Source organism: Paenibacillus haidiansis (assembly GCF_036553665.1).
GTDB lineage: Bacteria > Bacillota > Bacilli > Paenibacillales > Paenibacillaceae > Fontibacillus > Fontibacillus haidiansis.
In genome coordinates this window covers 228,449-252,746 of record NZ_JAZHPZ010000005.1, presented here as the reverse complement: position 1 = coordinate 252,746, position 24,298 = coordinate 228,449, and the positions used below count along the sequence as shown (strand labels likewise).

The window sequence follows — 24,298 nt, the reverse complement described above, 5'->3', positions numbered from 1 at the left end:
ACGGGTTATGCTTTCGGCTCGCCTTCCGCTTCCCACCGCGCAATTTCCTCGCGGACGCGCGGCGCGACTTCGGTGCCGAGCAGCTCAATGGAGCGCATGACCTCTTCGTGAGGCATCGTGCCGAGCGGGCAATGCAGCATGAAACGGGTGATGCCTACGTTTTTGCGCAGGTAAATGATCTTGTTCGCGACCGTCTCCGGGCCGCCGACGTATAGCGCGCCTTCCAGGCTGCGCGCGGCATCGAAGGACGCCCGGCTGTAGTGGCCCCAGCCCCGCTCCCGGCCAAGCACATTCATGCTGTACTGGGTGGAAGGGAAGAACTTGTCGGCCGCGGATTCCGTTTCCTCGCCGACGAAGCCGTGCGAATGCGAAGCGACCGGCAGCTTGGAAACATCGTGGCCGGCCTGTGCCGCCGCTTTCTTGTACAGCTCGACCAGCGGGGCAAATTGCGCCGGACGGCCGCCGATGATCGCGAGCACCAGCGGCAGGCCGAGCAGACCCGCGCGGACCACCGACTCGGGATTGCCGCCGCTTCCGATCCATACCGGCAGCGGATTCTGCACCGGGCGCGGGTACACGCCGAGGTTGTTGATCGCCGGCCGGTGCTTGCCGCTCCAGGTGACTTTTTCCGACTCGCGCAGCTTTAACAGCAGCTCCAGCTTCTCGTCAAACAGCTCGTCGTAATCGTCCAGCGCGTAGCCGAAGAGCGGGAACGATTCGATGAATGAGCCGCGCCCCGCCATAATCTCGGCGCGTCCGTCCGAAATGCCGTCCAGCGTGGCGAAATCCTGGAACACGCGCACCGGATCATCGGAGGACAGCACGGTTACCGCGCTGGTCAGCCGGATCCGCTTCGTCTGGGCCGCGGCCGCGGCCAGGACCAGCGTCGGCGAAGACGCCGCATAATCCTTCCGGTGATGCTCCCCGACGCCAAATACGTCGAGCCCGACCTTGTCGGCGAGGACGATCTCCTCGACCACTTCGCGCAATCGCTGCGCATGGCTTATGACTTCGCCGGTTTCAACGTCCGGCGTGGTTTCCACAAAGGTGCTTAATCCGATTTCCATGGGCAGTTCCTCCGGTTACTTATTTATAGTTGCTATACTTATTTTCGCTGATTAACGATACTTTTTCAAGCATTACTTCTATTCTTTCGGTAGCTTCTGCATCAGGCCGGAAAAACATCAGAAAAAAGACGCCTGGTAAGATAGACTCAAGTACCTTTTGCGGCTAAACTTTCATTCATATGCACAATATAACTTTGACATCCGAAGGAGGCGGCTCCATTGGCATCGTTTCAGCTATCCGAAAGACAGGCCCAGGAAATCGTAGACAAAATGATGCGGGACATTCCCTATAACATCAATATTATGAATGATAAAGGCGTGATCGTCGGAAGCGGAAAGCCGGAGCGGGTAGGCACCGTGCATCAGGGCGCCGTGAAGGCATTGACTACGGGAAAGATGGTGGAGGTATGGGAGGACGGCCGGTTTGAAAAAAAGGGCACCAATGAACCGATCGTCATCGATCATGAGCATGTCGGCGTGATCGGGATTACCGGCAATCCGGACGAGGTCCGTCCGTTTTGCAATATCGTCAGAACGACGGTAGCGCTGCTGATCGAACAGAAGACCGCAATGGAGAATCTGGCCCATGAAGCGAGCCGCAAAAAAGCCTTTCTGGAGCTGCTGCTCAGCCACCAGGGAGCCTACTCCCAGAAATTAAGAAAAACCGCCGCAGGGTACAAAATCGATCTATTGCTTAAAACCCGGGTTCTCTACCTGAAAAATTTCAAGCCGGATGACGAAAAAGCCAAGCTGCTGCTGGCCCACCCCTTCTTTGATATGGGAGAAGACGTCCATCTGCTGCTGGTGCAGGACGACCATGAAACGGACAAGCTGATCGCCCACTTGCGGCAAGGCCAATCCGATCTGTTCATCTCGGCCGGCAAACTGAAAAGCAATGTCGCGGACAGCTACCGGCAGGCGAAATCCGCGATGAGCGTGTTATTGGCTCTAAGACCGCCCGTACAGGTCGTATACTATGAAGAGGTAGACTTTCTGGTGAAATTGAGCCGGGCGAACTTGTCCGACAACGCGGGCATTATAGGCAAGCTGGAGGATTCCGCGGATCTACTGGACACGCTGAGAACCTTTATTAACAACAACGGCAGCATCTCCTTTACGGCGGATCAATTGCATATTCACCGGAACACGCTGCAATACCGCCTGAAGCGGATTCACACCCTGACCGGCAAAGATCCGCGGAATTTGCTGCAGCTTTTTGAGCTTACCCATGATCTGTTGTCCCTATATAAATAAAATAGGGCGGCCCCGAAGCGAAGATTTCGAGGTCGCCTTCCAACTAGGTTATTCGCTAAATTTAAGCACTCTGGCGATATTCTCGCAGGTCCGCTCCACGTTTTGCGGCCCTGCGGCCAGCACCTTCTCCAGCTCGCCCGCGCCCGGGACAATGCCGAAGATCGCATCGAAGCCTTCTCCATAGAGGGTATCGATCCCCTCTCCGATATAGCCTGCCACCGCAATAACTTTCTTGCCGCGTTCTTTGGCGGCCTTGGCGACCCCGTAAGGCGTCTTGCCGAATTTGGTCTGAAAATCGATGCCGCCCTCGCCCGTAAAGACGAAATCGGCCTGCGCCACCTTTTCTCTTAAACCGGTATACTCAATGACGATTTCGATCCCTCTTTGCAAGACGGCCTGGGTAAAGATCAGCAGCCCCGCGCCCAGGCCGCCGGCGGCGCCAGCGCCCGGAATATCGCGTACATCCTTGTGCAGCTGCCGCTTCACGATTTCCGCATAGTGAGCGAGATTCGCGTCGAGCCGCTCGACCATTTCCGGCGTAGCCCCCTTCTGCGGGCCAAATACATGCGAAGCCCCATTGTCGCCGCAAAGCGGGTTGGTCACATCGCAGGCCACGATCATGCTCACCTCTTGCAAGCGGGGATCGACAGAGGACACATCGATCGTCGCCAGCTTTTCCAGGCTGCCTCCGCCGCGTGGAAGCACATTTCCCGCCGCATCGAGGAATTTGACGCCCAGCGCTTCGGCCATGCCTGTGCCGCCGTCATTCGTCGCGCTGCCGCCGATGCCGATAATGATCTTCTTGATCCCTTTATCCAAGCATTGGCGAATGAGTTCTCCCGTTCCGTAAGTCGTCGTAATCAGCGGATTTTTCGTTTCCTTCGTGACATGGTGAATCCCGCTGGCCGACGCCATCTCAATGGCCGCGGTCGTCCCGTCGCCAAGAATGCCGTACTTCGCGGTAACCGGCTGTCCGAGCGGGCCGGTCACTTCTTTCGTAAAGATCCGCCCGCCCGAAGCGTCGACGAGGGATTGCACCGTCCCCTCTCCCCCGTCGGCCATCGGAACATGGATATATTCGGCCTCCGGGTAGACTTTGCGCAGTCCTTTTTCCATCGCCACGCAAACCTCTTTTGCCGTCATGCTCTCTTTAAAAGAATCCGGCGCCAGTACAAATGTCGTCTCCTTCATCTTCTCTCACCCCATGTTGTGTATTAGTTGTGTATTATAGGAAAAATCCGTAGATCAGCGTCGCCACAATCGCCATGGTTCCGCCGACGATCGCCTCGTAAGGAATGAGCCCGAGCCGTTGCTTGATGCTCATCTTCATCGCCCCGGCCGTGACGTGGAAGTAGTTGCCCTGCGGCAACGAGTCGATTACGGTCGCCCCGGTATGAACCATCGCGGCCGCGGCAAGCGGTGCGGTCCCCATATTCAGGATCGCCTCTCCGAACGAGCCCGTCGCCAAAATAACGCCCGTCGATGTGGAAGCCGTGGCCGCCGCCATCAGAATACCGGCGATCGGAGCCAGGAACGTTCCGGAAATTCCCGACGTTTCGATCAGCGCCACGACCTGGTTGGACAAGTCGGAAGCGGAGATCAGCCCGGCGATGCCGCCCGCGCCGATCAGAATCAATACGGTCGCCGTCATTTTATTCAAGCCTGCCGCCGAATACTCCAATATCTTCTTTCCTTTGCCCATCGCAAGCATCCCGATGATTCCGGCGATCGGCAAAATATAAAGCGCATCCACTTTGAACGCCTCCAAAGCGTCGATACCCAGAATCGACCCGATCGGGTTGATCATCAGCAAAACTACGGCAACCAAGGGGGCTACGATAGCTCTGCCGAGCGGCGGATATTTTGAAGTATCGATATCCCCGTCTTGGGCTTCTTCGTCCGAGACCAGAACTCCTTTTTTCTTAATCAATGAAGCAACGATAACCGTAACGATCAAACCGCAGACTGCCGGAATGAATCCGGCCAGCATCACATCGCTAAGATCGAGATTGAAGCCGCGCGCCGCCGCGATCGTATTCGGGTTCGGGGAAATAATGTTCCCCGCTTTCCCCCCGCTGGACAAGGCGAGAAGAAGCGCGAGCTTCGAGATTCCCGATTTGTTGCCGACGGACAATGCGATCGGGGCGACGATCAATACCGCAACCGGAATGAACACGCCGACCGCCGTAATAATCATAGTCGCTAACGCCAATGCGAAGATCGCCTTGCCTCCGCCGAACTTCTTGACGATGGCCTGGGCAATCGTCTCGGCCGCCCCCGATTCCATCATCACACCGGCCAATACGCCGGCCGCCAGTACCCGGAGCACCGTCCCCATGACGCTTTGGGTACCGCTTACAAGAAAGTTTAAGGTTTCTTCCAGATTCGCCCCGCCGATCAATCCGCCCAGAATGGCGCCTACGAACAGAGCATATACCGGATTCAGTTTTCTTAGAATAAGAATAATGGCAATCGCTAGTCCGGCAATGGCACCGATCCAACTGATCGTAAATTGTTCCATTTGTCTGACCCCCATGTCTTTTATTGAATACGCTTTCAGTATATAGCTTGTTCGCTTGTTTTAATATTGATGAAGGGACGAAATGTATTGTGCAAGTGCACAACTAAAATGAACAGGCAATAAAAAAGGACCGGCAGTGAAACTGCCGACCCTCATAACGTTCTGCTCTCCTATTCCGTCACCGATTTTGCCGCCGTCTCCAGTGCGCCGATCACCTTATCGCACCAGAGATCGAACTCAGGGTCTTCCACCTGATATTCGGGATGGGCCAGAATGTGCCGAATCGTTTGCTTGATGCCTTGATCCACCCGGACCGTTGCCGTAAACCCGGGCACCAGCCGTTTCAGCTTGGAGTTATCGAATACGACGGTGTTCGCCTTGTCACCGAGGAGACTGCCTCTTAAATCGTCTTGACTGCATGCGGCGAGAAATTCCGAGGAGACATGCACCGCCTGCAGCTTCACGCCGAGCGCATCCGCGATAATTTCGTAGATTTGATTCCAGGTTACGCTCTCGTCCGAAGTAATGTGGACCGACTCGCCGATGGCGTGGATATTGCCCATCAAGCCGATAAACCCTTTGGCGAAATCGCTGTTGTGAGTCAAGGTCCAGAGCGAGGTGCCGTCGCCGTGAATGATCACCCGTTTGTTGTCCAGCATCCGCCGGGCCACTTGCCAGGCACCCTTGCTTCCGTGAACTCCAAGCGGGATGGACCGCTCGTCGTATGTATGGCTCGGTCTTACGATCGTAACCGGGAAACCTTGCTCCCGATACTGCTTCATTAAATATTCCTCACAGGCGATTTTATTTCTGGAGTAAGCCCAATACGGATTGGATAGCGGAGTTCCCTCAGTAATCCGGTAATCGGACAGTGGTTTTTGATAGGCGGAAGCCGAGCTGATGAAAATGAACTGCTTCGTTTTCCCATGAAACAAACGGTAGTCTCTTTCCAGCTGCGCCGGTTCAAATGCGATGAAATCCGCCACCACGTCGAACGAATGACCTTCGATCAGCCTGGATACCTCTTCCTCCCGGTTGATATCGGCCTGTATAATGCGGACGCCCGCCGGCAATTCGTCATTCCGGTTCCCCCGGTTAAGAAGGTACAGCTCGCATCCCGATTCCGCCAGTTGCCGGGTGATGGCCGAGCTAATCGTTCCCGTTCCTCCAATAAAGAGCGCTTTCATAACGTCGCCTCCCAAAGTCGTTAGTTTGCCCTCATGTTACCACGAATTGAGATAGAAAAAAATAAAATGCGGGTTTACACTCGTGCGGTTCGTTGTATGATTAAATAAAATTTAAACCAACTATGCATTCTCGAAGCGCTTGAGCAGCCGAAGAAGAGCGGGCACGATTGGGGAATTTAGAAAAATTTGTAAAAAGACCGCCCTCTAATTTAAGAGGACGGTCTTTCACTGTTCCATTCTTATTGGGCGCCCAAGCCCCCGTCGATGACAAATTCCGATCCGGTGGAATAGCTGGATTCATCGGAAGCCAGGAAGAGAACGAGGCTGGATACCTCTTCCGGGCGGCCTACTCTTCTCATCGGGAAGCTTCTTTCCAAATCATCGTTGATCAGAGCTTCCGTCATAGGTGTTCTGATAAATCCCGGGTGGATGGAATTTACCCGGATTCCGTACTCTCCAAGCTCCAGCGCCGCCGCTTTGGTCATGCCTCTAACCGCAAACTTGGAAGCCGTATAAGCTATCTTTTTGTAGGCTCCGATAAGCCCGGCAAGCGAAGAGATATTTACGATGGAGCCCCCTCCGGCTTTGCGCATGGATGGAACCACATATTTCATGCCGAGAAAAACGGAAACCTGGTTTACATCGATTACTTTGCGATACATATCTTCGGGCGCATCCTGAAGATCGACTTCCGGCACATCGATGCCCGCATTATTCACCAGAACGTTTATAGGCCCGAATGTCTCTTCCGCCTTTTGAATGACCGCTTGCCAGTCGGAAGCCTTCGATACATCATGCTTCATGAACAGCACGCTGTCTCCCAATTCTGCTTGCAGCTTGATTCCGTCTTCTTCGAGAATATCCGTAAAAACAACCTTGGCTCCCTCTGCGGACAGCTTCCGCACACTGGTTGCACCCATACCGCGCGCTCCCCCCGTGATTACGACCACTTTTCCGTCCAGTCTAGCCATTGTAAACATCTCCTCGTTAGTCCAATTTGTGTTTATTGTTCCCGGAACATCTGGCTGTTCACCATGCTATTGAGGCCCTTACAAAAAATTAGTATGTTAATAATCAAATATCAAAATTATAATAATTGTATAGATAACCGCTTTCAACAAACAGGAGAATTGAATGTGACGGAAGTCCGCCATTACGGCCCTTTTTGATGGATTTACACCACAATTCATACATAGGAAGGTGATTCTGTTGCTCATTTCCCGTCGTCAGGAACGGAAGAAACTGCAGTCGATCCATGCCCTTAAGAAAGCTTTCATCCAGCTCATTTTGGAGAGCGGGGACAGCGGCGCCATTACCGTCTCGGAAATCGCCGACCGTGCCGACTTCAACCGCAGTACCTTCTATTTTCATTACAAGGACAAAAACGATCTTCTGGAGGATTTATTTCACGACGCGATCAAAGGGGTTAAAGAATCGCTCATTATTCCCTTTCAAAACAAAAAACAGATCAGCCTCAGCGATGTTATCCCGACCACGCGGCTATTGTTTGAGCATATTGAAAAGAACAAAAACCTGTTCAGGGCGTTGCATGCGATCCCATCGTCCCCTTCGCTCTACGAGCGGCTCGAACAGCTCTACTGGAGTTTATTTTCGGAAGAAATGTTCTTGCTCAAGCACGACTCGATTCCCGATGTCGATTATGAGCTGATATTAAGCTATCAGACGAATGCCTTGCTGGGCCTGATCAAATACTGGGTTCAATCCGATTTCAAATTTTCGTCGAATTATATGTGTGATCAAATGACCATGATTATTTTGAACAGACCGGCCGACATGGTCATTATGAAAAGAGCCGGCGCGATGTAGCGTGCCGTCGTTGAAGCCTTGAAACCGCTTTATATCTGTGTCAAACTACAGAAGATTGAACTTTAAATGGAGGTAATATGCATGAAGACGATGAAACTTGGCACCAGTACATTGGAAGTTCCCGTAATCGCGGTAGGCTGTATGCGGATGGAATCGCTCGATAAGCCGCAAGCCGAGCGCTTTATTCAAACCGCCCTGGAGGAAGGGGCGAATTTCTTTGACCATGCGGATATTTATGGAGGCGGTAAATCCGAGGAAATTTTCGCGGAAGCGATCCAAATGAGCCCGAGCGTTCGCGATAGCATCATTCTGCAATCAAAATGCGGCATCCGCCAAGGGATGTTCGATTTTTCCAAGGAGCATATTCTGAATTCGGTGGACGGCATCCTGAAACGGCTCCGCACCGACTACCTGGATGTGCTGCTGCTGCACCGCCCGGATGCGCTCGTCGAGCCGGAGGAAGTGGCGGAAGCCTTCGAACAGCTCGAGCAAGCGGGCAAGGTCCGTCATTTCGGTGTATCCAACCAGAATCCGATGCAAATCCAGCTTTTGCAAAAGTATGTGAAGCAGCCGATCGTCGCCAACCAGCTCCAGCTCAGCATCACGAACGCCAACATGATCTCTCAAGGATTTAATGTTAACATGGAGAATGCGGCGGCCGTAAACCGCGACGGCAGTGTTCTTGATTTCTGCAGATTGCACGATATTACGATTCAGCCTTGGTCCCCGTTCCAATACGGATTTTTCGAAGGCGTATTTCTTGGAAACGAGAAGTTCCCGGAACTCAACCGAAAGATCGACGAGGTTGCGGCCAAATACGGAGTCAGCAACACGACGATCGCCATCGCTTGGCTGCTCCGCCACCCGGCGAACATGCAGCCGGTCATCGGCACGATGAATATCGAGCGGCTTAAGGATTGCTGCAAGGCCGCGGAAATCCGCCTGACACGCCAGGAATGGTATGACATCTTCCTCTCCGAGGGTAATATCCTTCCTTAAATGAGAGATAAAAATCACACTAACGGGATGGTTCCACCGGCTGGCAAAGGTTATAATAGAAACTGAAAGCCTACGCCAATTTATGGAAGGAAGGGATTTGAAATGGCAAAATTAACGCCTTATTTCTATTCCAACGATGCCAAAGCTCAGGCAAAATTCTATGTTGAAGCGCTCGGTGGAGAAATCCAGCATCAAATGACTTATGGACAAGCCCCCGGTACAGAGGAAGCGATGAAGGACAAAATCATTCATATGTCGTTTACCGCCGCGGGCGTAAGCTTCTATATCGCCGATTCCATGCATGAGCCGCCGGGACAAGGGGTCCCTTACGACTTGAATCTGGAATTCAAAACGGAGGCGGAAGCGCGCGAGGCGTTCGCCAAGCTGTCGGAAGGCGGCAAAGTCATCATGCCGCTGGAGAAGCAGTTCTGGGGGACTCTCTTCGGCCGCCTGCAGGACCCGTTCGGCGTCACCTGGCAGATTAGCACGGAAGCCTAGGGACGAAGTTGAATATCACGACCGCAAAATAAACAGCAGCCCTTTCCCGTCGTATAACGGAAAGGGCTGCTTATTTATAGGGGCTCTAGTTGAATGGAATATTACCGCAAAGTCTTCAATGCGCCGCTCCAAGCGATCACTTGATCGAGCATCCCGTTTAGGTTGGTCAGATGCAGATCGGCCGGCTTGAATACAGAGCCGTTCTCAAAATCGGTAAACAGGGACAATGCAGGATGAACGCGCACGTCCGCTACGGACAATTCGCCCAGAATGCCGCGCAAATGCTCGGCCGCGCGGGCCCCGCCCACGGAACCGTAGCTGACAATGCCTGCCGCTTTATTGTTCCAGGCTTCGCGCGCATAATCGAGCGCGTTTTTCAAAGCTCCGGTGATGCTGTGATTGTATTCCTGTACGACGAATACAAAGCCGTCCAGGCCAGCCAGCTTGGTATTCCAAGCGGTGGCTTGCTCCGTCGCGTCGGCTTCGCCGAGCAGCGGCAGCTTGTAATCCGCGATATCTACGATTTCATAGTTGGCGTCGCCGCGCTCGTCGCCGATCTTTTTGACCCATTCTCCCACTTGCGGGCTTAAGCGGCCTTCGCGGGTACTTCCCAAAATAATCCCGATATTCAACTTCGACATAATCCTTCTTCCTCCTTGGCATTTTGCTTTAGATTATATTTGACTTTAACTGCCTTAAAATTAAGTGTCTTGAATATGAGATAATAATAAATTATACAGTTCCTTTTGTCAAGCTGCTTACAAAAAGTTTGTACATTTAAATAAAAGTAACAGTAACATAATTAAATGTTTATCGCTTTATACTGCCAGCTGTCCGGGCTTCATGCCGAAGGAGCCATTCCTTTCTCCACAATCCCCCGGCATAGCCTGTTAATTTCCCGCTGGCGCCGATAATCCGGTGGCAGGGAATGACGATGCTCAGCTTGTTCTTCCCGTTAGCGCTACCGACCGCGCGGATTGCCTTTTCGTTGCCGATCGCCACCGCGATGTCCGTGTAGGAGCCGGTTTGGGCATAAGGAATCGCGGTTAAAGCCCGCCATACTGTTTTCTGAAAATCCGTCCCTTCATATTTGTAAGGAAAAGAGAAATTAACACGCTCCCCCTTAAAGTATTCGTCCAACTGCGTATAACATGCCACCAATGCGGCCGGGGTATTCCCGTTTTCGATATCCTTAACCCCGTCCTCGGCTGAGTACATAATCGACCAAACGGCCTCCTCGGTTCCCACGATTTCAATGACCCCGATAGGCGATTCGTAATCCAGTTTATGCAATGGCTTCATCGGATATCCCATATTCATGGCTAAAGCTCCTTTCCCTCACCCGCACGGTACTCATTGGGCGAACAATGCTTTAACCGCTGAAATATTTTATAGAAATTCGACGGGCTCTGAAAGCCGGCCTCATAACAAATCTCCAGATTGGTAAGCCCGCTGCTGCGCAATAGGCACGCGGCTTTGTCGACCCGGATTTTCTCCAGATACGTCCGCGGCGTTTCGGAGGTTTCCCGCTTAAATAACCGCTCCAAATAAAAAGGGCTCACGCCCACATGGGCGGCAATATCCCGCAATACCAGCTTCTGTTTATAATGGTTAATCAGAAATGAGATGACATCCCGGACAAGCCCGGCATGCGGAGAATGCTCCACTTCGGGCTGGCACCTTTTGCAAGGGCGGAAACCGGCGTTTTCGACCTGCTTGCGATCGTCGTAAAATTCCACATTGATTCTCTTAGGCTTTCTGGACCGGCAGGAAGGACGGCAATAGATTCCCGTTGTTTTCACCGCAGTATAAAATAGCCCGTCATACTTTTCGTCGCAAGCTATGATCTTCTCCCACTTTTCGTCAAATGAAAGGTTCAATTTTTTCTCCATCCGCGGCTCCTCCTCTGCAATGTAAACCCATTTTAACAGGAATGGGATGCCGAATTCATCCTCGATCTTGCGCTTACGGTCTTTCGGAGGTTGTGCTCATTCTCCATTTTGCGGATATGCCGTTACACCGAATTGCCGCTTACATATTTTGAAGGGAGACGTGCTTTGATTCTTGTAGATAAGGAGAGCGATTCAATGGATGCGGGCCCAAAAAACGTTAAAAATTCGCAGGGAGTTTCCATTATCACCTGCACAAACCGCCAAGGTTATTTAAAAAACCTGTTCAGCAATTACAGCAGACAGAAGCATTCGAAGAAAGAACTGATCATTATCGTCAACAACGATAAAATTTCGCTTGCGCCTTACGAAAACCTGGCCAGGAAGCATAAAAACGTCACCGTATTCCGGGTTCCCGGACATACCTCCTTGGGGAGTTGTTTGAATTTCGCCGTCAAGAAAGCAAAATACAACTATATCGCCAAGTTCGACGATGACGACTATTATGCTCCTCTCTATTTAAAAGACAGCTTGCAGGCGTTTCGGCGCACCAAAGCCGATGTCATCGGCAAACGCGCGCATTATATGTATTTACGCGGGTCGAAGACGCTCATCCTTCGCTTTCCGCATGACGAAAACCGGCCCGTCGCCAAGCTTCCGGGGGCTACGCTTGTCATCAGAAAGAGCGTATTGAACCGCGTCCAATTTCCCGACCGAAGCGTCGGCGAGGACGACCTCTTTTGCGTAAGAAGCAAACGGAAGGGATATAAGGTGTATTCCGCGGGAAAATACAACTTTGTCGCCGTACGCCGGAAAAATTCAGCGAACCACACCTGGGTCATCAGCGACAAAGAGCTGATCGCCCACCATCAAAAAATTCCGAACGTCAAAAATTACAAAAGCTATGTCCAAAAAAAGCCAAGGGGCGCTCAATAATGCCCGGGCAGGAGCTCTTGCGGGGCAACCCATCCGTCACCATTATCACCTGCACGAAACGGCGGCGGTGTATGGACACGCTTTTTCGGAATTACAGCCGGCAAAACTATGAAAATAAAGAGCTTATCGTCATATTGAATCATAAAAGCTTGAAATTAGATGAGTACATCGAAGCCGCGAAACCATATAAGGACGTCAAAATTTACCGCCTGCCGAGCCATGTGCCGCTTGGGCAGTGCCTGAACTACGGGGTCAAAATGTCCAAACACGATTTAATCGCCAAATTTGACGATGACGACTATTACGCACCCGGCTATTTGACCGACAGTGTACGAACCCTGCTAAAGACTAAAGCCGATATTGTCGGAAAACGGGCTCATTACATGGAATTGAAGGGAAAGAAGCCCCTTCTGTTCCGCTATCACAACAAGGCGGAGCAATATGTTCCCCTGGTTCAAGGAGCGACCCTGCTCGTTAAACGGCATGTATTCAACCGGGTTAGATTTCCCGCCCAAAACCGGGGAGAATGCGTGAAATTTTGCTCCCGGAGTCTCAAGAAAGGGTTCAAAATATATGCGGGAAATCCATACCATTTCCTCGCGGTCCGCGAGCGCAATTCAAAGGATCATACTTGGATCGTCAGCGACAGAAAGCTTCTAAGGAGTAATGTTAAAACGATGAAGGTGACAAACAAGCGAAGATTCGTCAGCCCAAACTAAAAACCGGCCGGTCAGGAGCTTATTCCTGAACGGGCCGGTTTCTTTTTGACGCCATCCGTTAATTCATAGTGTTCTCGGTATGATCCGCCTCGGGCTCCATAATCACCTTCACCCTGAGGATTCTTCTGTCATCAATTTCGCTGACCACAAACCGGATATGATTGTAAGTGATCGTCGGCCGCTCCTCGTTGCTCGGAATATATCCAAGCCGGCCGATCAGAAATCCGCTAAGTGTATCGTACTCATGGACCGGCAGATTCGCCTTCAAGATTTCCTCCGCTTCGTACAGATGAATCGTTCCCGACATCCAATACTGATTCGCGTCGATCCGGTCCACATCGTGCAGCTCCGGCTCGTCGTGCTCGTCGTAAATGTTGCCGACGATCTCTTCGATCAGATCCTCAATCGTAATCATGCCGTCGGTTCCGCCATACTCGTCGATGGCAATCGCCATATGGATTTTGTTCTTCCGCATATCTTCGAACAGCTCGTCGATCGGTAAGGATTCCGGCACATAGAACGGCTCGCGCATCAAGTCCCGCAATTGAAATTGATCCCTGTCGCCATGCTCCATGAAATGGATCAGATCCTTGACATGCAGAATCCCGATAATTTTATCGATATTCCCTTCATAAACGGGAAACCTGGTGTACTTCTCCTCATTGACGATATGCACGGTCTCGCGCAGCGAATAGTCTGCCGGGATCGCCACGATGCTGGTCCGGTGGGTCATTATATCCGATACGATCTTATCGTCGAACATAAAGATGTTGTCGATAATTTCTTTTTCGAGTTTCTGAATCGTTCCCTTTTCTTTCCCGACATCGACCATCATGCGGATTTCTTCTTCCGTTACCTGATCGTCCTCCGCATTGGGGTCCACTCCGAACAAACGGACGATCCCGTTCGTGGACACATTCAACAGCTTGACGAAGGGAGTCGTCAACTTCGCCAGCCAGATTAACGGAGCTACCGCGAAAAAGGCGATCGCCTCCGCCTTCTGCAAGGCAAGGCGTTTCGGCACGAGTTCTCCCAGTACCAATGTAAAATAAGACAAGATGAGTGTGATCACAACGGTGGAGATCGTTCTCAGCAGATCCGGATCGAGCGGAACTCCCCAATTGTAAAGGGCGTCCGCCAGTACACCGGCAAAGCTGTCGGCGGCAAAGGCGCTCGACAGAAATCCGGCCAAGGTGATCCCGATCTGAATCGTAGCCAGGAAATTGCCGGGCTGCTCCAGTAAATTTTGAACCAGCTTCGCTTTCTTGTGGCCTTCGCCGGCCATGTGTTTGATCTTATTATCGTTCAATGAAACGAGTGCCATCTCCGACGCGGCAAAAAAGGCGTTAATCACGATGAGTACGAAGAGCACTATGATTTCGGGGCCCAACTATGCATAACCTCCCTTTTGATTTTTAAATCTTACGATTCGTGCTCCGCTACGGGTTTGTTTGCTTTTCCTTTATCGCCTGACAGGAACCAGCCCGTCACGCCCATAGCAATCAGAACTACGTAGAAAATGACTTTCCAGAGCGTCGAGTGGGCGAAGTCATGAGGGATAATCCCCACTTCCTCATGCCCTAACGTCAATACGGCCAGCTTAACGCCCACCCAGCCGACGATCGCAAACGCGGCGACCTCAAGATTCGGTCTGGAATGCAGCAGCTTGACGAACAGGTTAGCCGCAAACCGCATTATGATCAGCCCGATAAATCCGCCGAGGAACACGACGATGAATTTGCCGCCGTCCATTCCGCCGATCGCCGGAAGCGGTGTCTCCGGCAGCGTCATGGCCAGCGCCACCGCGGCCAGGATAGAGTCCACCGCAAAGGCGATGTCGGCCAACTCCACCTTGAATACGGTCGCCCAGAATCCGGACGGTTTGCGTTCTTTCTTCTCCTTCTCCGTTTGTTTCCCTTTAAATGCGACCTTTCTAACAATATGATTAATCGAAATGAATAATAAGTACAGCGCGCCGATGGCTTGAATTTGCCACACATCGATCAGGAAAGAAATGATGAACAAGGAGGCCAGACGGAATACGAACGCCCCCGCCAATCCGTAAAATAATGCCTTCTTTCTGTCGGCTTCCGGAAGATGCTTCACCATGATCGCCAGCACCAGGGCGTTATCCGCCGCGAGCAGGCCCTCGAGGACGACCAGCAACAACAAGACGCCCCCATATTCAAAAAATAATGATAAATCCATATGATCCGCACTCCTTTTCTTTAACTTTTTGTATTGTTTCCCGCTTACGGGCCTTACATCCGGGTCTACATGTCTCGGAATCTGCTCCCTTCCAAATTTAGTCGGATAAAAACAATAGAGCCTTTACCAGAAGCGGTAAAGGCTCTATACAATAAAAGACCTTTACCTATTCGTTAGGTAAAGGTCTTGCTAACAACGTCAACCGTCGCCAACAAAGCCGGAAGATTGAGGCCTCCGAAATGACGACTTTGTTGTAAAAGCTACTCCCCTTTAGGAAGAATATTAATTTTTAATAAATATAACTGATCTGATAGGGTTTGTAAAGAAGAATCTTGTTTCCGATTTTAAACCGGGTCCGGAATTTTGACGAAAACCCGATATTGGGCACCCGGCTTGATGTCTTTAAGAAATGCCGTCTTCCAGGCAAACGCCGTCCGCATACACTTCCACCGCTGTCACGTCGGTATTATTGTCCAGCACTCCGAACCCGTCGATAAGCTCGGTATTCCGAATCAGGCTGACCACCTCGGCTTCAGGATACAGTCCTTTTGGAACAGGATAGTCTTTATTCACCAGTAGCAGATTGCCTTGATACACCATTTCCTTGGTGACGTTGATCGTTATTCCCTCTATCGCCGGTCAGACTCCTCCGGAGCGCTATCTCTTTCATCAATCTGGATTTGCGATGCTGCGCCCTGCAGCGTCCGGGCCATATTTGCTTTAAATTTTGCAACTCCAAACCCCAACAGCACCGGGATCATCAGACAAATTAAGCCGAGGGTTCTCCTCCCGCGTGGCTGGCCCCTTCTTGTAGAAAAGAAGGCCCTGGCTTAGAATAGGGGTTAAATTCCAAGAGGAGAGGCGAAACCATGGAAGGCAATCTGTTAATGATTGAGGACGATCCGGCCATCAGCACGATGGTCAAGGATTATTTGGCCAAAGAGGGCTACAATGTCACCGTCGTCGATGACGGCGAGCAAGCGCTTCAACAATTCGCATCCGCTAGCTATCATCTGGTGTTGCTGGATCTCATGCTGCCCAACCGAAGCGGGCTCAACATCCTGGAGCATATTCGAAAAGAGAGCAGCGTCCCGATCCTGATCTTGTCCGCCAAGGACAGCGAAGTCGATAAGGCGCTGGGCCTGCGGATCGGTGCCGACGATTACATTGCCAAGCCTTTCTCGCTTATAGAGCTGGCCGCACGCGTGCAAGCGTCCATCCGCCGGGCCACGTTATACTCGAACCAGGATGAGGCCTGGCATGGGCCGGACTTGCAACGATTGTCCATCGGCGACTTGACGGTGGACCCCGGCAATTTTACGGTGACCAAACGGGGCATGGAGATTTTGCTGACGCCAAAGGAATTTCAAATTCTGAAGTTGTTCCTTCAGCATCCGACACGGGTATATACGAAGGCCATGCTCTATCAGCAGGTGTGGAACGAAGAGTACTACAATGACGATAACGTCATTAGCCTACATATGAGAAGGCTGAGGGAGAAGATTGAGGACGATCCGTCCCATCCCCGGTATATCCGGACGTTATGGGGAATCGGTTATCGGCTGGGGGAAGGGTAAATGGCCGGTTACGGGTGGTTGCTGCTGATCCCGATCACCGCGCTGACGATCTTGTACATAAATGAACGTGGGACAAATCTCGCTCTTCGCAAAGAATTAGCTTACATCAACAAGAAACTGGGGCCTCTAACAGATCCCCGGCATCCCTTAACGCAGGAACGCATCCTTACGCTGACATCCCTTCCCGAACTGCGGGAACTCCTGCAGGCGATCAACGGCCTGCTTGACCGGGCCGTTCAATCGGCTTCGGACTATGCCGGTACGGAACGGGCGATGCGCAGGATGTTATCCAACGTTTCTCATGATTTGAAGACGCCGCTGACCGTCATCATGGGATATGCCGAGATGCTCTCGCAGCAGGCCGACCTCCCGGAAGAGGAACGCAAGCGAATGCTTGGGGAAATCCATAAGAAGACCGCGCAGGTCCATGAACTGATCAATACTTTTTTCGATTTGGCCAGGCTGGAATCGGGCGATCTGGACCTCCCTTTCTCGGTGATGGAGGCCGGAGAAATCTGCCGCCAGCGGATTCTGGCGTACTTCGATCTCCTCTCCGAGCGGGGATTCCAGGTTGATCTCGATCTGCCTGAGCAGCCAGTGTGGATCTATGCCAATGAAGAAGCGTTATCCCGTATTCTGGATAACTTGTTATCCAACGCGATGCGGTATGGAGTGGAGGGCCGGTATTTGGGCCTGTCGCTCCGGCCTTCGGGGAACAAAGTTCACCTCCGGGTGATCGATCGAGGCCGCGGGATCTCGAGAACGGAGCAAACCCGGGTGTTCGAGCGGATGTACACCATGGAGGACTCAAGGAATCGGAATATGCAGGGCAGCGGGCTGGGCTTGACCATCGTAAAGCGGCTGGTGGAGCGATTGGGCGGCACTATCGAACTGGAGAGCACGCCGGGTGTCCGCACTTGCTTTACCGTCACCCTGCCCCGTTCGGAGCGGGCCTGATACCCGAAACGTTCCGAAGTAAGAAATAAGTAAGATCTACGACATAAAAAAGAGAGTTTCCCCCATTACGATAAGGGTAGAAGAAGACAAAGGGAGTGAAACCATGAAAGAAATCGTAAGGACGCACCAGCTTACCAAAACCTTCGGAGGGGCGGAAGTGGTGTCGGGCGTTAACATGACCCTGCGCCGGGGCGAGATCTATGGATTTCTCGGACCTAACGGGGCCGGCAAATCGACGGTCATGAAGATGCTGCTGGGGTTGGTCAGACCAACCGGCGGCGAAATCGAGCTGTTCGGGGAGAAGCTCATGCCCGGTGCCACGGAGCACCTTAAACGGATCGGCCACTTGATCGAAACGCCGGTGTTTTATGAGAAGCTGACGGCGGAGCAAAATCTGGAGCTGCATGCCGAATACATGGGTTATTACAAGATGGATGCCATTCGCGAGGCGCTGGAGATGGTGCAGCTGATCGGCACCCATGACAAGCCGGTCAAGCAGTTCTCCCTCGGCATGAGACAGCGGCTGGGAATCGCGCGGGCCATCTCCACCCGGCCGGAGCTCCTGCTGCTGGACGAACCGATCAACGGCCTCGATCCGGAAGGAATCCAGCTCATGCGCCAATTATTTCGTCGGCTGCGTGACGAATGGGGAATCGCGTTGCTGATTTCAAGCCATTTACTCGCGGAAATCGAACAGGTTGCGGACACCATCGGCGTCATCGACGGCGGACGGTTGCTCCGCGAAGTCTCCATGGAAACGGTACATGCCTCCACGACCGAATACGTGGAAATCGTGACCTCGAACGTGAATTTAGCCGCTTTTGTTCTCGTAGATACGCTGGAGGTCGAAAATATCAAGCGAATCGGCGACAACATCATCCGCATTTATGATGCGAAGCGGTCCCAGGAAGAGTTGGCCAAGGGGCTTATCGCCAACGAAGTGCCGATTCAATCGATCAACCGCAGGCATCATAGCCTGGAGGAATATTTTTTCGATATGGTCAAAGGAGGCGATCGTCATGCTTCAGCTTATTAAACTGGAAATGAAGAAGGGCCGTTTGGCCGGCTACCTTTGGGGCTCGCTCATCGCTTACTTCTTTATCGCCGGCATGATGTTGCTCATTTACTTTGTCGACGGAGCCAATATCGATGAGCCCGCGTTTCGGGATCACGCCGACTTGCTGTCCATGATTGATCTGCTCGTTCGAGCAACCTTCATCGTATATGCCTCCGTGCTGTTATCGAAGCTGATCATCGGCGAATTCAGAGATAATACCATCGCCTTGCTATTTGCCTATCCCGTCAGCCGGAAAAAGCTAATTTTCGCCAAACTCGCGATGGTGTTCGTCTGGACTTTCGTCAATGTGATTGTGGCCAACCTGCTTGTTGACCTTATTTTGATCGGGGTCAATTCGGTTGCGGGCTACCTAACCGACCCGCTGCAGACTGAACTGCTCTTCAACCATGGCCTTAACGTGCTGATGCAAGCTTTCGGGGCAGCCGGGATGAGCTTGCTCCCTCTGGTCGCCGGTTTGCGCAAAAAATCCGTCCCGACCACCATCGTATCGTCCATCGCCATCGTGGCGATCGTTTGCTCCAACAATCTCGGCTTCAGCCTCAGTTCCATCATCGCCGTCCCCCTGTCCCTTGCGGCGCTGGGCATAATGATTACCTACCTCAGCTTTCGCAATATTGACCGGGTGGATGTGGGCTAACGCCCAATCTAAGGGATGAATGAAGGGTACTAACCCCGTCTGCAGGGTTGACTTGTCGTGCTCTCAACCGGGAAAGCTTACCGGCCTTTCCGTTTACGACGGAAGCCAGCGGGAACGCATAAACAAAAGCGCAAGCGTAAGGGAGTCCATTCCCTCGCGCTTGCGCTTATTGCCTTTGCCGTTGCGGCTAAGCCCCGCCTGGCAGCTTCACCTGCACGCGGTAGGTCTTGCCCGGCTGCACATCCCGCAGCACGCCATCCGGCAGCAGCTCGCCTTCTGCGTACACCTCCGTCTGACTTGCTGCCGCATCCCGACGGATGTCGACGTGCAGCGTAGCCCCCCGGAATTCGCGTGTAACCGCCGCTTCATTCCAATGGCCCGGCAGCTGCGGGCTTACCCGGATGCCTTCCTTCGTCCCCTGCACCCCAAACAGCCCGTCGATCAGGCAGCGGTAGACCCACGGCACAGTCCCCGTATTGAACAAATGGCTGGAACGGCCGGCCGTACGCGGGAATTGCCGATAAGCGCCGCGGTAATAGTTCGGGATAAATATCGGTAATTGACCCCGCTGCTCGATATCGTCGAGACTTGGTCCGGGGAGCATCTTTCTCAGCAGGCGATAGGCGTTGTCCCGTTCACCCACGGCATAAAGGCCATAGATATAAAAGGCCGCGGCGTGGTTATAAACGGCGCCGTTCTCGGCCGATCCGGGGTGCTTCTGGGTGACCCGGCCCACATCCTCCCGCATCGAAGTGTATGAAGGCGCAAGCTTCTCGACACCGTACGGCGTCTCCAATTGCTCGGTTACGGCGCGCAGCAGCTTCTCCTTCTTCTCCTCATCGGCGGCGCCGCTCAGCAGCGACCAGCCTTGCGGATTGATGAAAATCCGGCCTTCCCGATCCTTGCTGATTCCGAATACGACATTGTCGTCCGTAATCCCCCGGGCATACCAGTCGCCGTCCCACAGGTAGCGGTTGACCGCCTCGTTCGTCTCTTCGGCCGCCGCGCGGTAATCCTGCGCAGCCTCCGGCCGCCCGCTATTGTCGCAGATGTCAGCCCACACCTGGAATGCGTAGGCCGTGGCGATGGTCAGCCAGCCGGACACGCCCTTGCCCTTATAGCCGACCATGTTCATCGGGTCGCACCAGTCGCCCTGATTGATATAATTCAGTCCCCGCTCGTCCCGGTCCCCGGCCAGCCATTGCATCGCTTTATGGATATGCTCGTAGACGGTTTCCGCTTCGGCCTGATCGGCGTAAGGCACCTTTTCCTCCAGAAGCGAATAATCGTTCGTTTCGTCCAAATACGTGCTGAGACAAATCGGCAGCCAGACGCAATGGTCCGTGTGCGGAACCTGGTTAATATATTTCAGCTCCGCATCCTTGTGCAGAATGATTCCGTCCGGCATGGCTCCGTTCGACTTTTGCTGGCTTAACGCAATCAGGAAAGCTTCCCGCGCGAGCTGCGGCTTGATGTAGCTCATCCCCATATGGTCCTGAAGGAAGTTCCGGGTTTGCGGGTCCGTACTGAGACGGTTGGTCTGCCCATGGTAGTACATCTGCCGCGGCAGCCAGTGATTGACGAAATTGTCGAGGTCGGGATCGGGGGTCGCAATCTCAATGCAGCCTCTCCCCTCCCGGATATATTGGTCGTATTCCCGCCCGGCGAGCACGAAGCCGTCTTCTCCGCTTGCGTTCTTGTTCAAGAAATAGTCGCTGCGTATTTGTGCAATTTGCCCTTCATTGTTTGCTGCGCCGAACAAGAACCGGTAAGCTTCTTCCGCACCCGGATTGAGATCGACCCGATATTGCAGAACCGCCGCCGGCGTTTCGTAAAGCGCATCGCCCTTGGCCAGCTCTTCCTGCCCGATGGCCGACGGCGAGGTAATGCCGCCTTCCCCTTCGAAGGCTTCCTGGTTGACCTCCCAGGCGTCGGGCTTCCGGTCGGCGAGCAGGAAGGTTTTGTCGTTGAAATCTTTGATTTTGTCATATTCCTGGTATTTCTGGTAAGGCGTAATCGAAGAACAGACGATGCCTTGCAGCTCTTCATGATATTCGCCCGACTGGTTCATCCATGACATATAGCCGACGGTGAAATAAGGATAAATGCTTAGTTTCCGCCGCTCGCCCGACAGGTTCTTCACCTTCACGGCCCACAGCTCCATAGCCTCCGCCTTCGGCAGAGTGAGCCGCATTTCAATTTGAATCCCCTTACATTTCACCGTCCACAAAATGTCGCTCTTGCCCACGGCGAATGTATAGTCATCGGCCGGGACCCGAACGGGCTCGTAAGGCGCGGAGAAAATTTCGCCGCTCTCCTCATCCTTCACATACACGAAACGGCCCGGATGATGGGCATAGTAAGGCTGCTCCGGCTGCATGAAGGTCTTGGCTTCCAGATTCGGCGCATGGGAGTACTTCGCCGGTTCCGGCTGCATGAATTGGGCCACCGCGTACCCGCGGCAATTCATATGTATCATCATTTTCTCGTTCCACAGAAACCCCGAAGCCTTGGGCAGAAGGGTCGGACTTGTCAGTTCATAATACTCCTGATCCGCCGTCGCTCTAATCATGTCATACCTCTTTTCCTCGTAATTATTACTCGATTAACCGCTTGCGAATTTTATATTAATTATACAGCAGCGGCACGCCGGATAAAGAGAAAAATTAAAAAAGCACCAGTGGGTGCTCTTCTAACTAATTTTCGGCATAATTTGGAACGATAAAAAGGCACTTGCTCAAGGGCAAGCGCCTTTTTTAAAAAGATATAACGTTATTTAAGCAGAGGTGCCGCTTTGATCCGAGGTTTGTTCCGGGGCGGAAGGTTCATTTCCGACAGGAAGTTCCATACTTTGGCCCCCGCCCATGCCTCTACGGCCTCCGCCTCCAAAGCCTCCGCCGAACCCGCCGCCTCCGGTCGTAACGCCGGATTCATTTACATAGGTGACGGTATCGTCAAGCGTAAAGCCGACGACCTTCGTTCCGCCTTCCAGCTTGCCGCCTTCATACAGGCCGTCCGTCGCCTCGCCCGTTGCTGTGCCTCCGGTATAGAAGGCGTAGGTTTCGCCCGCTTTCAGGTCAGGCGACGAAATGACGACGGTCTGGAACGATTTAGCCGGGGCGAAGCTCAGTACCGGCGTACCTGCGCTGTCTGTCAACGTGACGAGTGTACCTGCTTCCAATGTGCTTGGGAAGGTCATCATGACCGAGCGCTGCGAGGAGGACTCGGACGGCGCCTGCGCCATACCCGAGCTTCCGGCCGCGATCAGCAGGCCGCCGGACTGTTCGAACGTGCCGTCGTAATCGAGGCTGCCGTTGCCGCCGTTCGTCGGCCCGTTCACCAGTACGGTACCGCCGGACATGACGATCGATCCGTTGGAGTCGAGCCCGTCACCTCCCGCGTCAACAGTAACATATCCCCCGCTGATGGAAAGCATCGCATCGGTCGCGGCTCCCGGTCCGCCGCCCCCGGGCCGTCCCTGGCCTCCCGCCTGCGCTCCGCTCTCGGCCTGCTCCGCTTCCCCGGCCGCAGCCTGCTCCGTAGCCGCAGTAACGGTCGTCCCGCCGGAGGCGTTGAAGCCGTCATCGCTGGACACCACGTGGACCTCGCCGCCGGAAATGGCGATATCCGCGCTCTCGATGCCTTCATAGCTCTCGGCAATATCGATGGTGCCGCCGGAGATCGCAATCGCCTCGTCGGCATGAATGGCATCGTCGCCGGTAGCCAGGCTTAACTGTCCGCCCGCTATATGGATGCTGCCGTTGCTGTGCAAGGCATCGTCGGCGGAATCCAGCTTGAAGGTGCCATCCGTAATGGAGATGCCAACGGTGGCCTTAAGCCCTTTGGCGCTGTCCGATTCGCTCACGTCGGTTTCGGTCTCAGACCCATCCGCCGCCGCCGTATCTGCCGCATCTGCCTCTTCCACCGAATCCTGCGCATCACCCGATTCCTGCTGCCGGGTATCGGACCCCGGCCGCATGAACGGCCGATTCTCCTCTTCATGGGACGCTCCGTTGGCGCTGCCTCCGCCCGTCATAATATCATAGGAGCCGCCTGCAATCAGCAGGGCGGAAGCCGCTTGAAGACCGTCGTTTTCGGCTTCGAGATCGAATGTGCCACCCTCGACCACGAGATACCCTTTATCGGCATCGGTATCGTTTGTCGTCTTTATGGCGTCTCCGTCGGCTTTAATTGTAATGCTTCCCTCTTTGACAGCGGCCAGATCGCGGCCAACGATGCCGTCGTCGGCCGCCGTCACATCCAGCGTACCGCTGACGATTTTCAAATCGTCCTTGCCTGTGATCCCGTCCTTGTAGTTCGCTTGGACGCTCAGTTTGCCCGTACCGTTGATCGTCAAATCGCTTTTGCTGTAAATCGCCGCGGTCAACTCTTCGTCGTCGGTATCCGGCGTCGTATAAGCTTCACCGTCGGAAATCGTATTTTCCGTGCCGTCGGCTAGCGTGAGAACCGTTTTGCCGGAGCCCTTGATATAAATGGCGGAACTGTCCGCGTTATGGATTTGCACGCCGTTCAACACCAAACGCACGAAGTCTTCGTCACCCGCGTCGATTACGATGCCGCCGTCATCCAGTTTGCCGCTCAGCACATAGGTACCGGCCGCAGAGATGGTGACAACCCCGCCGTCCGCAGCGGCGCCCGGTCCGTCAACCACGGCTCCGGCACCGTTCAGTGCAATCGACGTTGCATTCTCCGCGCTCCAATCGGCGGCGGTGTCGGCTTCATCGTATTCCACCAGATCCTCCGGCTTGAGACCGGCCAATTGGACGGTTGCCGCATTCCCCGCGTTAGATTCCGTATTCTCGGCGGAGGAAGCGGCCGTATCGGCCGAAGAGCCTGCCGCATTGGCGCTGCAGCCGGAGGCCAGCAGAGCGGAGAGAAGCATAAACGCCGCAAATTTGACATTATATGAATTTTTCATGATTC

At 53.4% G+C, this 24,298-nt stretch carries 23 protein-coding genes; 10 read left to right on the top strand and 13 right to left on the bottom strand.

Annotated features, from left to right (window positions below):
* Positions 1-5: 5 nt before the first annotated feature.
* Positions 6-1,067: an LLM class flavin-dependent oxidoreductase gene (locus V3851_RS12730; RefSeq protein WP_331846911.1), complete on the bottom strand. Its 1,062-nt coding sequence runs from the start codon at positions 1,065-1,067 to the stop codon at positions 6-8.
* A 270-nt stretch (positions 1,068-1,337) separates the two neighbouring features.
* Between V3851_RS12730 and V3851_RS12725 the strand changes: the two genes are divergently transcribed.
* A complete protein-coding gene (locus tag V3851_RS12725) occupies positions 1,338-2,321 on the top strand; it encodes a CdaR family transcriptional regulator (protein WP_414859307.1) in 984 nt (327 codons plus the stop codon).
* 48 nt (positions 2,322-2,369) lie between these two features.
* Here the strand turns inward: V3851_RS12725 and V3851_RS12720 are convergent, their stop codons facing one another.
* From V3851_RS12720 to V3851_RS12705, 4 genes are all read right to left on the bottom strand, one after another.
* Positions 2,370-3,512 carry a glycerate kinase gene (locus V3851_RS12720; protein ID WP_331846909.1) on the bottom strand — a complete coding sequence of 381 codons (1,143 nt, stop codon included), beginning with the start codon at positions 3,510-3,512 and terminating at the stop codon, positions 2,370-2,372.
* A 34-nt stretch (positions 3,513-3,546) separates the two neighbouring features.
* The gene (locus V3851_RS12715; RefSeq protein ID WP_331846908.1) at positions 3,547-4,842 is read right to left on the bottom strand and encodes a GntP family permease; all 1,296 of its coding nucleotides are present in this window, start codon (positions 4,840-4,842) and stop codon (positions 3,547-3,549) included.
* A 170-nt stretch (positions 4,843-5,012) separates the two neighbouring features.
* Positions 5,013-6,029, bottom strand: coding sequence for an SDR family oxidoreductase (locus tag V3851_RS12710; protein ID WP_331846907.1), 1,017 nt, complete (start codon positions 6,027-6,029; stop codon positions 5,013-5,015).
* 239 nt (positions 6,030-6,268) lie between these two features.
* The gene (locus V3851_RS12705; RefSeq protein WP_331846906.1) at positions 6,269-7,000 is read right to left on the bottom strand and encodes a glucose 1-dehydrogenase; all 732 of its coding nucleotides are present in this window, start codon (positions 6,998-7,000) and stop codon (positions 6,269-6,271) included.
* 229 nt (positions 7,001-7,229) lie between these two features.
* Between V3851_RS12705 and V3851_RS12700 the strand changes: the two genes are divergently transcribed.
* The 3 genes from V3851_RS12700 to V3851_RS12690 all read left to right on the top strand — a co-directional run bounded on the left by V3851_RS12700 (position 7,230) and on the right by V3851_RS12690 (position 9,353).
* Complete coding sequence (locus tag V3851_RS12700) at positions 7,230-7,856, top strand: TetR/AcrR family transcriptional regulator (protein WP_331846905.1); 627 nt, start codon at positions 7,230-7,232, stop codon at positions 7,854-7,856.
* Positions 7,857-7,937: 81 nt separating this feature from the next.
* Complete coding sequence (locus V3851_RS12695) at positions 7,938-8,855, top strand: aldo/keto reductase (protein WP_331846904.1); 918 nt, start codon at positions 7,938-7,940, stop codon at positions 8,853-8,855.
* 102 nt (positions 8,856-8,957) lie between these two features.
* Positions 8,958-9,353, top strand: a complete 396-nt coding sequence (locus tag V3851_RS12690) for a VOC family protein (protein ID WP_331846903.1) — start codon at positions 8,958-8,960, stop codon at positions 9,351-9,353.
* 101 nt (positions 9,354-9,454) lie between these two features.
* Here V3851_RS12690 and V3851_RS12685 read toward each other — a convergent pair whose 3' ends face one another.
* The 3 genes from V3851_RS12685 to V3851_RS12675 all read right to left on the bottom strand — a co-directional run bounded on the left by V3851_RS12685 (position 9,455) and on the right by V3851_RS12675 (position 11,245).
* Positions 9,455-9,994, bottom strand: a complete 540-nt coding sequence (locus V3851_RS12685) for an NADPH-dependent FMN reductase (RefSeq protein WP_331846902.1) — start codon at positions 9,992-9,994, stop codon at positions 9,455-9,457.
* A gap of 169 nt (positions 9,995-10,163) precedes the next feature.
* On the bottom strand, positions 10,164-10,655 hold the full coding sequence (locus V3851_RS12680; protein ID WP_331847061.1) for a methylated-DNA--[protein]-cysteine S-methyltransferase: 492 nt from the start codon (positions 10,653-10,655) through the stop codon (positions 10,164-10,166).
* A 20-nt stretch (positions 10,656-10,675) separates the two neighbouring features.
* A complete protein-coding gene (locus V3851_RS12675; protein ID WP_331846901.1) occupies positions 10,676-11,245 on the bottom strand; it encodes a bifunctional transcriptional activator/DNA repair enzyme AdaA in 570 nt (189 codons plus the stop codon).
* Between the two features lie 195 nt (positions 11,246-11,440).
* Here V3851_RS12675 and V3851_RS12670 point away from each other — a divergent pair, with 195 nt between their 5' ends.
* Together V3851_RS12670 and V3851_RS12665 are read left to right on the top strand one after the other, a co-directional pair.
* Positions 11,441-12,178: a glycosyltransferase family 2 protein gene (locus tag V3851_RS12670; RefSeq protein ID WP_331846900.1), complete on the top strand. Its 738-nt coding sequence runs from the start codon at positions 11,441-11,443 to the stop codon at positions 12,176-12,178.
* A complete protein-coding gene (locus V3851_RS12665; RefSeq protein ID WP_331846899.1) occupies positions 12,178-12,897 on the top strand; it encodes a glycosyltransferase family 2 protein in 720 nt (239 codons plus the stop codon). The genes V3851_RS12670 and V3851_RS12665 overlap by 1 nt, the downstream gene beginning before the upstream one ends.
* A 58-nt stretch (positions 12,898-12,955) precedes the next feature.
* Here the strand turns inward: V3851_RS12665 and V3851_RS12660 are convergent, their stop codons facing one another.
* From V3851_RS12660 to V3851_RS12650, 3 genes are all read right to left on the bottom strand, one after another.
* Positions 12,956-14,287, bottom strand: coding sequence for a hemolysin family protein (locus V3851_RS12660; RefSeq protein ID WP_331846898.1), 1,332 nt, complete (start codon positions 14,285-14,287; stop codon positions 12,956-12,958).
* Between the two features lie 32 nt (positions 14,288-14,319).
* Positions 14,320-15,105, bottom strand: coding sequence for a TerC family protein (locus tag V3851_RS12655; protein ID WP_331846897.1), 786 nt, complete (start codon positions 15,103-15,105; stop codon positions 14,320-14,322).
* 402 nt (positions 15,106-15,507) lie between these two features.
* On the bottom strand, positions 15,508-15,678 hold the full coding sequence (locus tag V3851_RS12650; RefSeq protein ID WP_331846896.1) for a hypothetical protein: 171 nt from the start codon (positions 15,676-15,678) through the stop codon (positions 15,508-15,510).
* Positions 15,679-15,974: 296 nt separating this feature from the next.
* Here V3851_RS12650 and V3851_RS12645 point away from each other — a divergent pair, with 296 nt between their 5' ends.
* The 4 genes from V3851_RS12645 (at position 15,975) to V3851_RS12630 (ending at position 19,354) form a co-directional block, all read left to right on the top strand.
* Positions 15,975-16,682, top strand: a complete 708-nt coding sequence (locus tag V3851_RS12645) for a response regulator transcription factor (RefSeq protein WP_331846895.1) — start codon at positions 15,975-15,977, stop codon at positions 16,680-16,682.
* Positions 16,683-17,639: a sensor histidine kinase gene (locus V3851_RS12640; protein ID WP_331846894.1), complete on the top strand. Its 957-nt coding sequence runs from the start codon at positions 16,683-16,685 to the stop codon at positions 17,637-17,639.
* 103 nt (positions 17,640-17,742) lie between these two features.
* Positions 17,743-18,675, top strand: coding sequence for an ATP-binding cassette domain-containing protein (locus V3851_RS12635; protein WP_331846893.1), 933 nt, complete (start codon positions 17,743-17,745; stop codon positions 18,673-18,675).
* Positions 18,659-19,354, top strand: coding sequence for an ABC transporter permease (locus V3851_RS12630; protein WP_331846892.1), 696 nt, complete (start codon positions 18,659-18,661; stop codon positions 19,352-19,354). The genes V3851_RS12635 and V3851_RS12630 overlap by 17 nt, the downstream gene beginning before the upstream one ends.
* A 187-nt stretch (positions 19,355-19,541) precedes the next feature.
* Here the strand turns inward: V3851_RS12630 and V3851_RS12625 are convergent, their stop codons facing one another.
* Together V3851_RS12625 and V3851_RS12620 are read right to left on the bottom strand one after the other, a co-directional pair.
* Positions 19,542-21,926, bottom strand: coding sequence for a GH36-type glycosyl hydrolase domain-containing protein (locus V3851_RS12625; RefSeq protein ID WP_331846891.1), 2,385 nt, complete (start codon positions 21,924-21,926; stop codon positions 19,542-19,544).
* A gap of 204 nt (positions 21,927-22,130) precedes the next feature.
* Positions 22,131-24,293 carry a carbohydrate-binding domain-containing protein gene (locus tag V3851_RS12620; RefSeq protein WP_331846890.1) on the bottom strand — a complete coding sequence of 721 codons (2,163 nt, stop codon included), beginning with the start codon at positions 24,291-24,293 and terminating at the stop codon, positions 22,131-22,133.
* Between the last annotated feature and the right edge of the window lie 5 nt (positions 24,294-24,298).

What these genes read in the sequence shown, in the direction of transcription:
- V3851_RS12630 (WP_331846892.1), top strand. Translation starts at nt 18,659, where the DNA reads ATGCTTCAGCTTATTAAACTGGAAATGAAGAAGGGCCGTTTGGCCGGC.
- V3851_RS12725 (WP_414859307.1), top strand. Translation starts at nt 1,338, where the DNA reads ATGATGCGGGACATTCCCTATAACATCAATATTATGAATGATAAAGGC.
- V3851_RS12690 (WP_331846903.1), top strand. Translation starts at nt 8,958, where the DNA reads ATGGCAAAATTAACGCCTTATTTCTATTCCAACGATGCCAAAGCTCAG.
- V3851_RS12645 (WP_331846895.1), top strand. Translation starts at nt 15,975, where the DNA reads ATGGAAGGCAATCTGTTAATGATTGAGGACGATCCGGCCATCAGCACG.
- V3851_RS12680 (WP_331847061.1), bottom strand. Translation starts at nt 10,655, where the DNA reads ATGAAGCCATTGCATAAACTGGATTACGAATCGCCTATCGGGGTCATT.
- V3851_RS12675 (WP_331846901.1), bottom strand. Translation starts at nt 11,245, where the DNA reads ATGGAGAAAAAATTGAACCTTTCATTTGACGAAAAGTGGGAGAAGATC.
- V3851_RS12730 (WP_331846911.1), bottom strand. Translation starts at nt 1,067, where the DNA reads ATGGAAATCGGATTAAGCACCTTTGTGGAAACCACGCCGGACGTTGAA.
- V3851_RS12705 (WP_331846906.1), bottom strand. Translation starts at nt 7,000, where the DNA reads ATGGCTAGACTGGACGGAAAAGTGGTCGTAATCACGGGGGGAGCGCGC.
- V3851_RS12720 (WP_331846909.1), bottom strand. Translation starts at nt 3,512, where the DNA reads ATGAAGGAGACGACATTTGTACTGGCGCCGGATTCTTTTAAAGAGAGC.
- V3851_RS12695 (WP_331846904.1), top strand. Translation starts at nt 7,938, where the DNA reads ATGAAGACGATGAAACTTGGCACCAGTACATTGGAAGTTCCCGTAATC.
- V3851_RS12625 (WP_331846891.1), bottom strand. Translation starts at nt 21,926, where the DNA reads ATGATTAGAGCGACGGCGGATCAGGAGTATTATGAACTGACAAGTCCG.
- V3851_RS12685 (WP_331846902.1), bottom strand. Translation starts at nt 9,994, where the DNA reads ATGTCGAAGTTGAATATCGGGATTATTTTGGGAAGTACCCGCGAAGGC.
- V3851_RS12710 (WP_331846907.1), bottom strand. Translation starts at nt 6,029, where the DNA reads ATGAAAGCGCTCTTTATTGGAGGAACGGGAACGATTAGCTCGGCCATC.
- V3851_RS12670 (WP_331846900.1), top strand. Translation starts at nt 11,441, where the DNA reads ATGGATGCGGGCCCAAAAAACGTTAAAAATTCGCAGGGAGTTTCCATT.
- V3851_RS12715 (WP_331846908.1), bottom strand. Translation starts at nt 4,842, where the DNA reads ATGGAACAATTTACGATCAGTTGGATCGGTGCCATTGCCGGACTAGCG.
- V3851_RS12620 (WP_331846890.1), bottom strand. Translation starts at nt 24,293, where the DNA reads ATGAAAAATTCATATAATGTCAAATTTGCGGCGTTTATGCTTCTCTCC.
- V3851_RS12655 (WP_331846897.1), bottom strand. Translation starts at nt 15,105, where the DNA reads ATGGATTTATCATTATTTTTTGAATATGGGGGCGTCTTGTTGTTGCTG.
- V3851_RS12640 (WP_331846894.1), top strand. Translation starts at nt 16,683, where the DNA reads ATGGCCGGTTACGGGTGGTTGCTGCTGATCCCGATCACCGCGCTGACG.
- V3851_RS12635 (WP_331846893.1), top strand. Translation starts at nt 17,743, where the DNA reads ATGAAAGAAATCGTAAGGACGCACCAGCTTACCAAAACCTTCGGAGGG.
- V3851_RS12665 (WP_331846899.1), top strand. Translation starts at nt 12,178, where the DNA reads ATGCCCGGGCAGGAGCTCTTGCGGGGCAACCCATCCGTCACCATTATC.